This window comes from Pseudomonadota bacterium (genome assembly GCA_022361155.1).
Lineage (GTDB): Bacteria > Myxococcota_A > Polyangia > Polyangiales > JAKSBK01 > JAKSBK01.
On the sequence record JAKSBK010000151.1, the window covers coordinates 21,918 to 35,832 of the forward strand.

12 protein-coding genes are annotated in these 13,915 nt (G+C 65.8%); 5 read left to right on the top strand and 7 right to left on the bottom strand.

Annotation, left to right across the window (positions count from 1 at the left end; translation table 11 throughout):
* Positions 1 to 3: 3 nt before the first annotated feature.
* The 5 genes from MJD61_05340 to MJD61_05360 all read right to left on the bottom strand — a co-directional run bounded on the left by MJD61_05340 (position 4) and on the right by MJD61_05360 (position 5,253).
* The gene (locus tag MJD61_05340) at positions 4 to 309 is read right to left on the bottom strand and encodes a hypothetical protein (protein ID MCG8554701.1); all 306 of its coding nucleotides are present in this window, start codon (positions 307 to 309) and stop codon (positions 4 to 6) included.
* Complete coding sequence (locus MJD61_05345; GenBank protein ID MCG8554702.1) at positions 297 to 752, bottom strand: hypothetical protein; 456 nt, start codon at positions 750 to 752, stop codon at positions 297 to 299. The genes MJD61_05340 and MJD61_05345 overlap by 13 nt, the downstream gene beginning before the upstream one ends.
* Entirely contained in the window at positions 749 to 2,311 is a 1,563-nt protein-coding gene (gene guaA / locus MJD61_05350) for a glutamine-hydrolyzing GMP synthase (protein ID MCG8554703.1), read from the bottom strand. Before guaA ends, MJD61_05345 begins: the two co-directional genes overlap by 4 nt.
* Complete coding sequence (gene guaB / locus MJD61_05355; protein MCG8554704.1) at positions 2,308 to 3,780, bottom strand: IMP dehydrogenase; 1,473 nt, start codon at positions 3,778 to 3,780, stop codon at positions 2,308 to 2,310. The genes guaA and guaB overlap by 4 nt, the downstream gene beginning before the upstream one ends.
* Positions 3,781 to 3,888: 108 nt before the next feature.
* Positions 3,889 to 5,253, bottom strand: coding sequence for an IPT/TIG domain-containing protein (locus MJD61_05360; protein MCG8554705.1), 1,365 nt, complete (start codon positions 5,251 to 5,253; stop codon positions 3,889 to 3,891).
* A gap of 352 nt (positions 5,254 to 5,605) precedes the next feature.
* Here MJD61_05360 and MJD61_05365 point away from each other — a divergent pair, with 352 nt between their 5' ends.
* Positions 5,606 to 6,400, top strand: a complete 795-nt coding sequence (locus MJD61_05365; GenBank protein MCG8554706.1) for a PASTA domain-containing protein — start codon at positions 5,606 to 5,608, stop codon at positions 6,398 to 6,400.
* A 303-nt stretch (positions 6,401 to 6,703) separates the two neighbouring features.
* Here MJD61_05365 and MJD61_05370 read toward each other — a convergent pair whose 3' ends face one another.
* Both MJD61_05370 and MJD61_05375 read right to left on the bottom strand, forming a co-directional pair.
* A complete protein-coding gene (locus MJD61_05370; protein ID MCG8554707.1) occupies positions 6,704 to 8,296 on the bottom strand; it encodes an alanine:cation symporter family protein in 1,593 nt (530 codons plus the stop codon).
* Positions 8,297 to 8,435: 139 nt separating this feature from the next.
* Positions 8,436 to 9,884 (bottom strand): matrixin family metalloprotease, encoded by a 1,449-nt coding sequence (locus MJD61_05375; GenBank protein ID MCG8554708.1) that lies wholly within the window; start codon positions 9,882 to 9,884, stop codon positions 8,436 to 8,438.
* A gap of 363 nt (positions 9,885 to 10,247) precedes the next feature.
* Between MJD61_05375 and MJD61_05380 the strand changes: the two genes are divergently transcribed.
* The 4 genes from MJD61_05380 to MJD61_05395 all read left to right on the top strand — a co-directional run bounded on the left by MJD61_05380 (position 10,248) and on the right by MJD61_05395 (position 13,753).
* Positions 10,248 to 10,607, top strand: a complete 360-nt coding sequence (locus MJD61_05380; protein MCG8554709.1) for an NADH-quinone oxidoreductase subunit A — start codon at positions 10,248 to 10,250, stop codon at positions 10,605 to 10,607.
* Positions 10,608 to 10,662: 55 nt separating this feature from the next.
* Positions 10,663 to 11,343, top strand: a complete 681-nt coding sequence (locus tag MJD61_05385; GenBank protein ID MCG8554710.1) for an NADH-quinone oxidoreductase subunit C — start codon at positions 10,663 to 10,665, stop codon at positions 11,341 to 11,343.
* 122 nt (positions 11,344 to 11,465) lie between these two features.
* Positions 11,466 to 13,145: a 2Fe-2S iron-sulfur cluster-binding protein gene (locus MJD61_05390; protein MCG8554711.1), complete on the top strand. Its 1,680-nt coding sequence runs from the start codon at positions 11,466 to 11,468 to the stop codon at positions 13,143 to 13,145.
* 23 nt (positions 13,146 to 13,168) lie between these two features.
* Positions 13,169 to 13,753 (top strand): NADH-quinone oxidoreductase subunit I, encoded by a 585-nt coding sequence (locus tag MJD61_05395; GenBank protein ID MCG8554712.1) that lies wholly within the window; start codon positions 13,169 to 13,171, stop codon positions 13,751 to 13,753.
* Positions 13,754 to 13,915: the final 162 nt, after the last annotated feature.

Sequence of the window (13,915 nt, forward strand, 5' to 3'; positions counted from 1 at the left end):
TTTCTAAGGCGGGATCGGCCTCAGCTTGATGCGGATCGTGGTCGTGCCAGGGACCAGCTTCACCCGCAGGTCGTGGGGGAAATGGTCCGGCGCCTCGAAGCTGAGATAGTGCATGCCGGGAGCCAGCGCCTTGGGGCGCAGCGCCAGAACCCGAGCCGAGCCCACGAAACGACTCGCAACATAAACGCGCGTGTGGGCCGGCTCGGCCAGGACCTTCAGCTTCGCCTTCTGCGGGGGCAGGGTAGCTACCGGATAGCAGCCAGCCAGCAGAAGCAGTCCAAAGGCCACAGGCGCAGTCAGCGCCGCCACGGGACACCTGCCACGTCCCATACCTGGCGCAGCGTCGCTGCTGGAAGCACGATCCGCACGACCACGCTGCCGTCGATCATGGGACGCATCCCGTCGACACGGGCCTTGGCTTCGATCAGCGCCTGCGCTCGCTTCGCCACCCAGGGCGGCGCCCCTGTCTTGGCAAGCACCCGGTCAACGAAGGCATGAAGCTGCAGTCTGGCGCGGCGCTCGGCCCGCTTTCGGGAAGAAAGCACTCGGGCCTCCGAACGGCGGCTGTGTGCCCTGGGCCTGCCGAGCGCCGCCGTCACAAGCCGATCCTCGGCGCGTACGTAGCGCGGCGGCGAATCGCTCCAAGGCATGTCGAACAACGCCTGCGCGTTTGCCGTGCCCGCGCAGACAGACGAGCCCAGCAGCGCTGCTGCCAGAGCCAAGCACGTAGTTCCGTTCGGCGATCTGCTCATTCGAACTCGATGGTGGACGGTGGCTTGGAGGAGATGTCGTAGACTACGCGATTGCAGCCCTTCACCTCGTTGATGATCCGTGTCGAGATCCGGGCAAGGACATGCTCGGGCAGGCGGGCCCAGTCTGCAGTCATCGCATCGTCGGAAGTGACCGCACGTACGGCAATGATGTAATCGTAGGTGCGGTCGTCTCCCATGACGCCCACGCTTCGCACCGGCAGCAGCACGCAAAAGGACTGCCACAGCTCGTCGTACAGACCGGCCTTGCGGATTTCCGCGTCCAGGATCTCATCGGCGTCGCGCACGATGCGGAGCTTGTCCTCGCTGACCGGTCCCAGGCAGCGAACCGCCAGACCGGGCCCTGGAAAGGGATGCCTCCACAACAGCTGCCGCGGCAGTCCGAGTGCCGCACCGACTTCACGCACCTCGTCCTTGAAAAGCTCGCGGAGCGGCTCGACCAGCGAGAGCTTCATGCGCTCGGGAAGACCGCCCACGTTGTGGTGACTCTTGATGATTGCGCTCGGCCCGCCGGCGAAGGGAACGCTCTCGATGACGTCGGGGTACAGGGTTCCCTGCACCAGGAAATCCACGCCGCCCAGCCTGCCGGCTTGCTCGTCGAACACCTCGATGAACAGCCGTCCAATGATCTTGCGCTTGCTCTCGGGATCGCCGACGTCGCGCAACGCGTCCAAGAAACGCTGGCCGGCGTCCACGTGCTCTACACGCAGGTTGAGGTGGTCCTTGAAGGTGTGCACGATGCGGTGGGCCTCATGGTGGCGCAGCAGGCCGTTGTCCACGAAGATGCACGTCAGACGCTCGCCGATCGCTCGAGACACAAGCACCGCGGCCACGGTGGAGTCCACTCCGCCGGACAGTCCGCAGACTGCGCCTGCGTCACCGATCTGGCGGCGAATACGTTGCACTGCGCTCTCGACAAAGGCACCGGACGTCCAGGTGGGTGCGAGCCGGGCCACGTCGAACAGGAAGGCCGCCAGCATCTCGTCGCCGCGAGCAGTATGATTGACCTCGGGGTGAAACTGGACACCGAAGATGCGCCCGTCCGCATCCCCGACCGCTGCAAACGGGCTGCCAGGGCTGCTTGCGAGCGCCTGGAAATCCGGCGGCAGAGCTGTCACACGATCACCGTGGCTCATCCAGACGTCGAGGGCGTCGCCGGGCTCGAAGCCTCCAAAAATACCCCTGGGCCGGCTCACGCGCAGCGCAGCCGGTCCGTACTCCGCTTGCCCGGATGCCTCGACCGTGCCGCCAAGCTGCTTGCAGATGAGCTGCATACCGTAGCAAATGCCCAGGATGGGCACACCGGGCAGCAGCAAGCGCGGGTCCAGTGAGGGCGCCCCCGGTGCCAGTACGCTTGCAGGCCCGCCGGACAGGATGATGGCCTGGGGCTTGAGGTCGCGCGCCTGATCCGGGTCCAACGTGCAGGGGTGGATCTCGCAGTACACGTGTTGTTCGCGCAGGCGGCGCGCGATCAGCTGAGTGTACTGGGAGCCGAAATCAACGATCAGGACGAGCCCGTGTGAAGCGGACGATCGGCTCATGACCTTTCAAGGCGGTAGTTGGGCGCTTCCTCGGTCACCACCACGTCGTGAACATGGCTCTCGCGCAGGCCCTGCGGAGACTGGCGCAGAAACCGCGCCCTTTGACGCAGCTCGTCGAGCGTGCGGCAACCGGTGTAGCCCATGCCTGCTTTGAGTCCACCTACCAGCTGGTGGATCACCGCCGACAAGGGCCCCCGATGCGGCACCCGGCCCTCGATGCCTTCGGGCACGAGCTTTTCGGGGTCGGCCACGTCCCCCTGCGCGTAGCGATCCTTCGAGCCCTTTTTCATGGCTCCCAGCGAACCCATGCCACGGTAGCTCTTGTAGGTCCGCCCTTGATAGAGCACGAGCTCGCCGGGGGACTCGTCGGTACCCGCCAGCATGGAACCGATCATCACGGTGTGCGCGCCTGCCGCGATCGCCTTGACGCTATCACCCGAGTACTTGATGCCACCGTCGGCGATCACGGGGACATCGTGTTTGGCTGCCGCCCGGGCGCAATCGCGAATGGCGGTAATCTGCGGCACGCCGACCCCCGCGATCACACGCGTGGTGCAAATCGAGCCTGGGCCGATGCCGACCTTGACTGCATCGGCGCCCGCTTCGATGATCGCTTGCGCACCCTCCGCCGTACCCACGTTGCCGGCGACGATCTGATGCCGGGGATGCTCGACCCGGGTCGCGCGCACCGAGTCGATCACGTTCTTCGAGTGGCCGTGCGCGGTGTCGATCACCAGCACGTCTACGCCGGCCTGGACCAAGGCTTCGGCACGTTCGGCGCGGTCGGACCCCACACCCAGCGCGGCCCCTACCCGAAGGCGTCCAAGCTCGTCCTTGCTGGCGCTCGGATAGCGTTCCGCCTGCATGAGGTCCTTGAACGTGATGAGGCCGATGAGCGTGCCGTCCTTGGCCACCACGGGCAGCTTCTCGATCCGATGGGCGTGGAGCAGCTCGCGCGCCGCCGCCTGAGACACGTTGGGCTGCACGCTGACCAGCTCGCGGGTCATCAGGCGTTCGACGGGCTGCGACAGATTCAGCTCGAAGCGGATGTCGCGGCTCGTCAAGATGCCTACCGGCCGCCGGTCGTCTCCCACCACAGGCAGCCCTGAGATGTTGTGCCGGCGCATCAGCTCGAGCCCTTCGTGCAGGGTCTGTTGCGGCCCGATGGTCACGGGGTCGACGACCATGCCGCTCTCGGCACGCTTGACCTTCTGTACCTGCCGCGCCTGTTCCGCCGGGCTGAGATTGCGATGCAGGACGCCCAAGCCACCCTCGCGGGCCATCGCCACTGCGGCGCGCCACTCGGTCACGGTGTCCATCGCGCTCGAGACGAAGGGCACGCTGAGCTGAAGCTCGCGCGTGAAGCGGCAACGGACGTCGGCTTCCCGTGGCGCGAAATCGCTGTAGCACGGCACGAGGAGCACGTCGTCGAAGGTCAGACCCTGAGCTATCGCGGCTAGATCGGTCATGAATCGGTCATGGATCGGTCATGGATCGGTCACGGGTCGCTCGTCCGGCCGCTCCGCCTGCGCCAGAGCCGCGGAGTATAGCCCGAAAGCACGCCGTCGCGAGCCCTGCTAAGGATCGCTTGCGGGTCGAGGCGCTCGGACGAGCAACGGCTGGCGCGCGGTCGAGCGGCCCTGCAGCCGCACGGTCACGCTGAGCCTTCCTGAACGGGCCTGCGCCGGCAGCCTGACGAGCAGGCGCGTCTTGCTGGCGTGCTCTATCTGGAGCGGGATGCCTTCCAGCTCGACCCGTACCAGCCTCGAGTCCTCGACAAAGTTGCGGCCCACGATCGTGAGGGTGCCGCCGGGAGCCGCCTCGGCCGGTTCGAAATACTCGACGTGCGGTGCAAGCAGCACCAAGAGCGGCTCCGCTGTGCGGACGGCCGCACCCGACCCCACCCGCACCGTGAGCAGATCGCTTGGCACCCGAGGCACTCGCACGCTGAGCTCCTCGGGTTCGGCGCTCACGATCTGCATGGGGAACGCCCCGAGCTTCACGCTGTTTTGCTCGAGCTCCGGGGAGAAGCCCTGACCCTGCAGCTTCACAAGCGACCCCACGGGCGCCGCACGCGGAGCGAAGCTCAGAACGCGCAGCGGCGGCAGGATTCGGAAGCGCTGCTTGGACAGGACCGGCGCCAACCCGCTCACCTTCAGGGACATCCTCTGGCTGCGAGCCCCGCCCGGCACGCGAGCGATGATGCGCGTTGGTTCGATGTGCTCGATCGCCAGCGGGCGCTGGCCGAGCCGTACCTCAACGGAGTTCGCGTCCGAACCGAAATGGCGGCCGTGCAGCGTGACCAGCTGGCCTGCTACAGCCGCTGGCGGCTCGATGCGCTCCAGACGCGGCTGTCCGAGGACGACGAAGTCGCCCGGCGAGCGGGCCGGGGGCTGTTTGGGCAGGCGCAGCTCGAATCGGCCCGAAACCGCCGAGGAGGGGATCAGGATCGACAGCTCTTGGTCTCGTGCGCTCAGCACACGCACCGGCCGCTTGCCCAGCAGGACCCTTAGCCGCCGCGGGTCGCGGCCGAAGCCGGTTCCCCGGAGGGTGACGCGGCTTCCCGGTGGCGCGGCATCAGGGTGCATGGCCTCGATGCGGAGCGGCGCGCGCACGACGAAGGTTTGAGGGCTGGTAGCGGTGCCTGCGCCCGCCACCTCTACGCGAAAACGTCCCGAGGTTGGCCTCTCGGGGGCGATCACATCGAGCCACCCGGGAGCGGCCTGCAGCACAATGACAGGCTCATCGCCAAGCGTCACGCGGTTGCCTGCGGTGCGCGGCGAGAAGTCATGTCCCAAGATTCGGACCAACGTACCGGGGTTGGCGCGCAGGGGCTTTACGTTTCGCACTCGCGGTTTCGGTGGCGCAGTGAGCCCGCTCTGAGCGCGCGCCGAACCGCTGTGGCCCGTCAGCGCAAAAGCGAGCGCAACGGACGCCAGCATACATCCCAAGGGGGGCCGTGTAGCCGTGGCGGGCCAGCGCCCGCCGGTAGCCTCGATCACCCCCGCAACGTACTTGCTCGGCCAGTGCTCGGCCAGCCCGCATCGGTCACCAGCCGCCGGCGGTTGCGTCGATTGGGGGCCGCGTGCCCGATCCGCCCGCACAAGCGGCCGCGTCCTCCGGGATCGCAGGAGCGCAGCGGCGACAGCTCCGATAGGTGTCAACCATGCCTCCGGTGCCTCGACCGCGGATCGGCGGCTACCGCACAGCCGCCTTGGGCGATTCGCCTCGAAGTTGGCGACAGATGGGGGCTGACCCCTGGGTTTTTGCCCCCATCTGCGTACAATGCGCTGCATGTACGACGACGAGCGAGTGTCGATTCCAGGTCTTGGGCGGCGGGGCGCAGGTCCAGGGTGTGTCAGCGTTGTGCTGCTGTCCATGCTTACGTCCGCGGTCGTGACCGTGGGCATTCTCGTTGCTGTCCAGCGCTTTGGACTGGCGGGACTCGAAGCTCTGTTGGAGGGCAAGCCCGCCGAGGCAGCAGCCGAGGTGGTCGAAGTGCCCGACATCACCAGCCTGCCGCTGGCGGCTGCCGAGGAGGTGCTCAGGGCGAGAGGACTGCGGCTGGTGGTCAAGGAAAAGGACTCGCATGCCAGCATCCCGCTCGATCACGTGGCCGCTCAGACGCCTCTGGCCGGCTCGCAGGTGAACCCGCAGAGCGAGGTGAGCGTCGTCGTGTCCGAGGGGAGTGCGATCGTGAGCGTCCCGGCGGTAGTGGGCCGATCGCTGGCCGATGCGAAACGAGCGCTCGAGCAGGCCGGGCTCCGCGTCGGCACGCCGTCTGCGACGGGCAAGGGTCCGCCCGGGACCGTGACGGCGATCACGCCCGCTCCAGGTACCCCCGTCAAGACCGGCAGCTCGGTCACCCTGACCGTAGCCCCCACGGGGCTGCAAACGCCCAAGCTTGTGGGGCTGTCGCTGAGCAGAGCCAAGGCCGAGCTCGCCAAGCGCGGTCTCACGCTGGGGCAGGTGCGGGAGCGCTACGACCGGACAAAGCGGGCCTACGTTGTCTTGGAGCAAGACCCCACGCCCGGCAGCGTGGTGCCCCGCGGGGCGACGGTGGATCTGGTCGTCAACGAAGGCGACTAGGTCGTTCCGGGCCAGAATGGCGCCATAGCCGCTTTCGTCCTCGAAAAAGTCCTCGAAATAGCGCTGCTATTCCTGCGGTATTTTTCTGCGGGCGCGCTGGCTCTGGCATCCATTCTGACCCGGAACGAGGCTCTGTTTCCAGAATGGCGCCATAGCCGCTTTCGTCCTCGAAGGCCAAACCAGGGAAGATGCTCAACTGGCGTGGCGTGGCGTGAAACAAGTTGCCATACACAAATAGGCCGATCAGGCATGCCGCCAATACGGCGCTGCACCCGTTTTTATCGCTCGCGTTTCACCCGCTCTTCAGCGGGCCTCTGCTCGCGGGTCCTCGCCGGCCGCGAGATTGCGTGCACTTGCCGGCGTCATGGCGCCGGTTTTCAGGCGTGTCCAGTAGTCGTCGAGGGCGTCCCGGACCTTGGGCGCGAGCAGTACCGCTCCCAGCATGTTCGGAAAGGCCATCCCGAACACCATCACGTCTCCGAAATCCACCACATGGCCGAGCGTGATCAGGGGGCCTATGAAGGTGAAGACGAGGAACAGGAGCTTGTAGACGATCGACGTACGGGCACCAAACACGTGGGTCCAGCAGCGTTCGCCGTAGTAGCTCCACGAGATCATCGTGGAGAATGCGAAGAAGAACACGGCCAGCGACAGCACGTTGGGAAACCAGGGCAGCACGCTCGCGAAGGCTGCCGAGGTCATGTTCACGCCCTCCCCGTAGCCGCCTGTGTAGGTGCCGGTGACGATTACCACGAGCGCGGTCATGGTGCAGATGACGACGGTATCGATGAAGGGCTCGAGCAGCGCGACGATGCCTTCCCGAACGGGCTCGCTCGTCGCTGCCGCCGAGTGCGCTATCGCGGCCGAGCCGATGCCCGCTTCGTTGGAAAAGGCGGCCCGCCGGACGCCGGTGACCAACACCCCGAGGAAGCCACCGTAGCCAGCCTGGGGAGTGAAGGCCTCGCTGAAGATGCGTCCGAACGCTCCAGGAATCGCCTGGACGTTGCTTAGCAGGATCCAGACGCCGGCAACCACGTAGACGCCGCACATCACGGGCACGATGTAGCCTGCTACGGCCCCAATGCGACGGATGCCGCCCACGATCACGATCCCAACGAGCAAGACCATCAGCAGCCCGTAGAGGGTGGGGTTGTCGCGGAAGAACGGGATGACCTCGGCCGTCATCTGGTAGGATTGATTGCTCTGGAAGATGTTGCCTCCTGCGAAGCTCGCCCCGATACAAAGCAGGGAGAACAAGATCGCGAGGAAGGTTCCGGTGCGAGGCATTCCCAGCTCGCTTAGGCCCGCCGACAGATAACGCATCGGGCCTCCGAGGACCCGGCCGTTGCTGTCGACCTCGCGAAACATCTGGCCCAGGGTGCACTCGACAAATTTGGACGACATGCCAAGGAATCCGGCCAAGATCATCCAGAACGTGGCGCCGGGGCCTCCCGTTCCCACGGCAATCGCCACGCCGGCGATGTTTCCCAGGCCCACGGTCGCCGACAGAGCCGATGCCAACGCGCGAAAATGGCTTACCTCGCCGGGCTCGCTCGGATCATCGTAGCGACCCGCGGTTACGACCAGGGCGTGCGAGAACGCGCGCAGGTTGATGAACCGCATGCGCAGGGTGAAGAACAGCGCGCCGCTGATCAGCCACAGCACGATGATCGGCAGCTCGGTCTCGCCTTCGCGCCCGTTGTCCCAGAACACGACGTCCCAGAACAATACGGTCTTGAAGGGCGCGACGAGGTAGCGGCCGAATTGCTCGTTCAGGGTCGAGGCGGCCTCGTCGCCCTGCCGGGCATGGGCAACGGATACGAACGATCCCGGGGCAGCCGGCGAGCCCACGAGCAGAGCCAGCGCCAGAAGGGCTGCTAGGACGCGAGACGTCATGGGGCCGCGAGTGTAACCGAAAACTACTCTCGTGCCGTGACCACGCGATCTGTTCGATGCGGGTCGCGGCGCTGCGGTGTTGACCAGACAATGAGCGGCTTAGGTTGTTTTGCTGAAGCAGAGTCGCCCCGCCTACTTGCTAGAGCGCGTCGCGGATCGCGGGGCCGTGACCGAGGGATCCCCCATATAGGGTCGTACCCGAGACGTGAGCCCAGGCCGCTGGTGCGTTCCGTCGGGGCACCACGACGAGCTCTGCGCCGTCGCTCGGTAGCGGTTCTTCGCCGACCTGTTGGCTGATGCCGTTCAGGGTGCCTCCGGGTAGCCGAAGGCCGTGCGCGGTCCCGGTAGCCTGGTCCACCACTTCGTAGCGCGTGAAGATGAGGCCGTCCTCGCGTGAGGCTCCCAGCCGAGCGATCCTGCCACGCAGCAGCTGTCCGCTGCCCAGCAGCGCGCTCAATCGGCTCCCGGCTTGCGCAGCCGGTACCGAGTGCCGCGGCGCCGCGTGCCTCGTCTTGTGGAGCGCCTCGAGACCCGCAGCCGAAACCGCGGGGTGCGAATCTTCGGCCAGGCGGCTCGCGAGACGCCGGTACTCTCGGTACGGCTGATCCGCGAGCGCTTGCGCCGCAGCCAGTCTGACCTCGGCGCTTCCTGAGAGTACTGCGCTTTGCAGCTCGGCGAGCTTGCCCTGCTGTAGCAGCAGATTGACCTTGCGGGTGGCTGCAGCGGGGTCGCCCGCGGGGGCGGTTCCGAGCTGTCCCGCGAACAGGAGCGGTGAGAACGCAAGAGCGAGGCTTCGGGCATAGCGACGGCGCACGGGCGTAGCGATGATCCTGGAGACCAACCCTGCCGCCGCGAGCAATCCCACAAGCCACCACACCGAGCCGGTTTGCGTGGGGCGGCCGGGAACGCTCGCCTGACCGCCGCAACCGCCTCGCGGCTCGCTGAGTACTTGGGAGCGGTAGATCGTGATGGCGCCTTGCTCGTCGTCGGCCTCGATGCTGCGCTGGTGGGTCTCGCCGTGACGAATGTAGGGCCACATCGTCACCAGACGATCTGCCTCGCTCTCGCCCAGGCCGAGCACGTGTCCGAGCTCATGCGTCAGGACCGCCGCCAGATCGTAGTCGTCGGAGCGCCGCCGCGGCGCGTGCTGCGCAGCATGCTCTTCTCCCGCGTGCTCCTCGAGCAGGTCATAACCGACGTCTCCGTTCACGAGCACATCGGCGTCGATCATCTTGCCGGTTGCCTCCTCGTAGGTGGTCACGGTCACGGCGAGCTTCTGGGAGTCGAACGTCCAGGGTCGCACCAGGTAGATGCCGTTGCTGCTCGTGCCCTGGTGGTAGCCGGGGCCATCGTTGGAAAGTCCGTCCTGGAGCAGCACATCTGGAACGCGCGGCAGCCCGAGCCAGGCATCGGTTGCGATTGCGGCGGCCCTGCGGGCCTCGCCGGGCTCGAGCAGGTTGACGACTTGCCGGCCCATGCGCATGGGGACCGCTTGCTCCGTCCAGCGGATCGGTTTGCCGGAGGCCGTGGTCTTCGTGGTGAATGCGGAGACCGCGCCAGGAAGAGCCAAGACGGTCAAGGATAGCATCGCGGCCAGCGTGCGGTGTGGAGCGAGGCGGATGCTGGCGACTTCTCTTGCCAAAGCAAATTTATAAACGTGCGGTAATATCAAGTCTTTAGGTAGGTGGGCTGGCTCCGAAGTGGGGCGGGGGAGGTGGATAGCACCATGGATATCAATGGTGACACGATTGGGCGCAACAAAGCCTCGGGCTGCCGGTGTGGACGCGTGGAGCGTCGGCGCCCCCGCCACGATTGACACTGCAGGGGGGGAAGACTACAAACCCTTCGAGTTGCGGGGCGTTAGCGCGCTTCTAGACGGGCGCGTCGTTGTGCGCCGACTGTTTCACACAGTTTGCGAGGCCCCCCAAGCAGGAGTTCGAGGTTCGGACCGATGGTCAGCGTCTACCTGCCTGTCATGCTGCTGCTGCTCGTGGCCGTTGTCGTTGCGTTCGCGATGTTCACCGCAACGTCTTCGGCCGGTCCCAAGAACATGACGAAGGCCAAGGCGATCCCCTACGAGAGCGGGTCGTACACCCAGGGCGCTCAGCACGTCCGCCTCAGCGTGAAGTTCTATCTCACGGCTATCCTGTTTGTCGTTTTCGACATCGAGGCGGTGTTTCTGTACCCGTGGGGAGTGATGTTTCGAGAGCTGGGTTGGTTCGGCCTGTGGGAGATGTTGATGTTCCTCGGGATTCTGGGCATCACCCTCGTGTATGCGTGGAGAAAGGGAGCGCTCGAATGGGAGGACTAGCCCACAAACCAGGTGCGCCAGCTCGACTCCTGATCGCGTGCCCGGTGCCGAGCCCATGAGCCAGCGGGTCGTAGCGCGGCTGAAGCAGCAGTTCGGCGACAGGATCCTGGCAAGCAGCGATTTCCGTGGCGACGACGAGGCTCGGGTAGGGCCCAACGACTGGGCCGAAGTAGCGCGCTTCCTGCGCGACGATGACGCTTGTGCCATGGACCACTTCATCGATCTTACGGCCGTTGACTATCCAGAGCGTGAGAGCGACGAAGGCGGCTGTCGTTTCGAGGTCGTGTTGAGTCTGCGCTCCGCCGCCCACAACCACCGGGTTCGCATCAAGGCGCAGCTGCCGCACGCGCAGCCCATCGCCAGCGTGACCGCCGTGTGGGAGGGTGCGGACTGGGCCGAGCGCGAAGTGTGGGACATGTTCGGTATACGCTTCGAGGGGCACCCGGACCTCAGGCGTATTCTGATGTACGAGGAATTCGAGGGGCATCCGTTGCGCAAGGACTATCCCATCGAAAAAGCACAGCCGCTGGTACCCTACAGGGAGACAGGAGGTATCGAGAAGGTCATGCCTTTTGGCGGTGACGAGGGTCAGCCCTACAGCCGTGTGGATTGGTTGCAGCGGGGCCGGGGCCGCGATCTGCAGGTTTCACCCGCGATCGGCCTGCAGCAGGGCCAGCGGCAGGCGCTGAGCGAATCCACGGCCGAAACGGATCGCGGCGAGCCGGATGCGACCTGATCGGTACCGCTTCGCAGCGAACCTGGTACCCTCGCGCCTGCGCTTGGGGGCGAAGGTTGCCGAACCGGAATCCATCAACGTGATGGGTGGCGAGCGCGATCGCTAGCGCCTGGAGTTGTCGAATGCCCACGTTCACGCTGGACGGCCAGGAGATACCCTTCGAGAAGGGCGATAGCATCATCAAGGCGGCGTGGCGGCAGGGTGTGGAGATCCCTCACTACTGCTGGCATCCCGGGCTTTCGGTGGCCGCCAACTGCCGCATGTGCCTGGTCGAGATCAAGAGCGACCGCCCCATGATGTTGCCGGTGTTGCGCTGGGACGACCAGGCGCAGCAGTACACGCCGGTCGACAAGCCCAAACTCGTGCCGTCATGCCAGACCGGCGCCGCCGAAGGCATGCAGGTGCTGGCCCGGAGCGGCAACGCCCTGAAGGCCCAGGCCGCTGTACAGGAGTTTCTGCTGTTGAACCACCCCGTGGACTGCCCGATTTGCGACCAGGCCGGGGAGTGCAAGCTGCAGGACTACTGGCTGACCAGCCAGGGCTCGCTCAAGCGCAAACGAGGTGAGCCCGTTCACAAGCCCAAGGGCGTGCGTTTCGGTCCAACCATCGTCTACGACGCGGAGCGCTGCATCGTGTGCACGCGCTGCATCCGCGTCTGCGATGAGCTGGTTCACGACCATGTGCTCGATATGCGCGAGCGCGGCAACCGCAACGAGATCATCCTCAGCCCCGGTCGCGAGCTCGACCATCGCTACACCCTGATGACCGAGCACGTGTGTCCCGTGGGGGCGCTCACCAGCCGGGATTTCCGGTTCAAAGCGCGCGTTTGGTTCCTGCGAGCCGCGCCGAGTGTTTGTCCCGGCTGCGCGACCGGATGCAACTCGTTCATCGACTACGATCCGCGCGACAACCGCGCCCACCGGCTGCGACCGCGTGACAACTCGGAAGTGAACGGCTTCTGGATGTGCGACGATGGCATGCTGACCTATCAGCGCATCCATGAAGATCGCGTTCGCGCGGCGCGTGTGTGGGACGCAAAACACGCAGGTAACGGAGACGGTCGCGCAAACGGCCGCGATTCCCATGCTGAGGGTGTCGACGATGCTGGCGGTTTCAGAAGGGGGCAGGGTAGGATACTCAGCGTCGCCCAGGCCCTGAGCGTTGCAGCCGAAGCGCTGGGTCGGATCGAGGCGGGCACACACGCCGTCGTGTTGAGCGCGCAGTACTGCAACGAGGACAACTTCGCGCTAGCGCAGTTGGCGACCGGGGTCCTTGGCGCATCGCGCATGTACCTGGCCGCGCTCGGCGGCTGGGAGGGGGACGACATCCTGCGGGACTCCGATAACAACCCCAATCGTGCCGGTGCGCAGCAGGTGGCGGGAAAGCGGCTAGGCACCTTGGCAGACCTGGCCAAGGACGTCGAATCGGGTCTCGTTCGGGCCGTGGTGGGCCTCGGGGCCGAAAGCGACGAGCCTCAGGAGCAATTGACCGCGCTGGCCAAGCTCGAGGTGCTGGTCTTGCTGGCCAGTCACGCCGGGCCGCTCCTTGCCCCGGCCTCCCTGGTGCTGCCGGTAGCCTGTTATGCGGAGATGGATGGCACCTTCGTGAACCGCGACGGCAAGGCGCAGCGCTTTCGCCGCGCGCTGCCACCGGCCGTGGGGGTCCAGCCGGCCTGGGCGGCCATTGCCGCGCTGGCCAAGGCCATGAGCAAGCCGTTCGCATACGACAGATTGCCCGATCTGCGCAGGGCCATGGGGGCTTCCGCGCCTGCGGAGCCGAGGGCTGCGGAGGGGCGCGTCTGAACCGAAGCGAGTGAGATTGGACGATGGCAAAGCTAATTCCAAAGCCCCGGATGGGCATCGGTGAACAGTCCTATGTGCCGGAGATCGCCAAGGGTCTGGCCGTGACCATCAAGCGCTTCGCGAAGAACACCTTCCTGCCGCGGGACAAGGGTGACATCGTGACGCTGAACTACCCGGAGGAGAAGCTCACCTATCCAGAGCGGTTTCGAGGTGTGCATCGTCTCACGCACCGCAGCGACGGTTCTCCGCGCTGTGTCGCGTGCCTGTGCTGCAGTACAGCTTGCCCTGCCCAGTGCATTCACATTGAAGCGGCCGAGTACGAACCAGACGACCCGCGCTACGGCTACGAGCGTTATCCCAAGGTATTCGTGATCGACGAGCTACGCTGCATCTTTTGCGGTTACTGCGTAGAGGCATGTCCTTGCGATGCGATTCGCATGGACACGGGCGTGCATATGCCCCCTTCGACTCGTCGCGAGCACTTCATCTACGACAAGGAAGACCTGATGGCCATACCGGGCGCGGACGGAACCTTCGAGACCGCCAACCCGCGTCACGAGCCCGGCGACTCGAGCCACCCGGGGATCGACCGGGAACGAGGGCATTGAGCCGGAGCCTTGCCCGGGTCGGGTGCTCGCTTGCGCGAGCCCGCATCGCTCACCGATTTCGAGGGGGTCAGTCCTGGCGGTTGTCGGATGCGACAGTGCGGTTGTCGGATGCGACAGTGCGGTTGTCGGATGCGACAGTGCGGTTGTCGGATGCGACAGTGC

Excerpts from the sequence above, each read along its gene's own strand:
- MJD61_05345 (MCG8554702.1), bottom strand. The coding sequence starts at position 752 with ATGAGCAGATCGCCGAACGGAACTACGTGCTTGGCTCTGGCAGCAGCG.
- guaA (MCG8554703.1), bottom strand. The coding sequence starts at position 2,311 with ATGAGCCGATCGTCCGCTTCACACGGGCTCGTCCTGATCGTTGATTTC.
- guaB (MCG8554704.1), bottom strand. The coding sequence starts at position 3,780 with ATGACCGATCTAGCCGCGATAGCTCAGGGTCTGACCTTCGACGACGTG.
- MJD61_05360 (MCG8554705.1), bottom strand. The coding sequence starts at position 5,253 with ATGCTGGCGTCCGTTGCGCTCGCTTTTGCGCTGACGGGCCACAGCGGT.
- MJD61_05365 (MCG8554706.1), top strand. The coding sequence starts at position 5,606 with ATGTACGACGACGAGCGAGTGTCGATTCCAGGTCTTGGGCGGCGGGGC.
- MJD61_05370 (MCG8554707.1), bottom strand. The coding sequence starts at position 8,296 with ATGACGTCTCGCGTCCTAGCAGCCCTTCTGGCGCTGGCTCTGCTCGTG.
- MJD61_05375 (MCG8554708.1), bottom strand. The coding sequence starts at position 9,884 with ATGCTATCCTTGACCGTCTTGGCTCTTCCTGGCGCGGTCTCCGCATTC.
- MJD61_05380 (MCG8554709.1), top strand. The coding sequence starts at position 10,248 with ATGGTCAGCGTCTACCTGCCTGTCATGCTGCTGCTGCTCGTGGCCGTT.
- MJD61_05385 (MCG8554710.1), top strand. The coding sequence starts at position 10,663 with ATGAGCCAGCGGGTCGTAGCGCGGCTGAAGCAGCAGTTCGGCGACAGG.
- MJD61_05390 (MCG8554711.1), top strand. The coding sequence starts at position 11,466 with ATGCCCACGTTCACGCTGGACGGCCAGGAGATACCCTTCGAGAAGGGC.
- MJD61_05395 (MCG8554712.1), top strand. The coding sequence starts at position 13,169 with ATGGCAAAGCTAATTCCAAAGCCCCGGATGGGCATCGGTGAACAGTCC.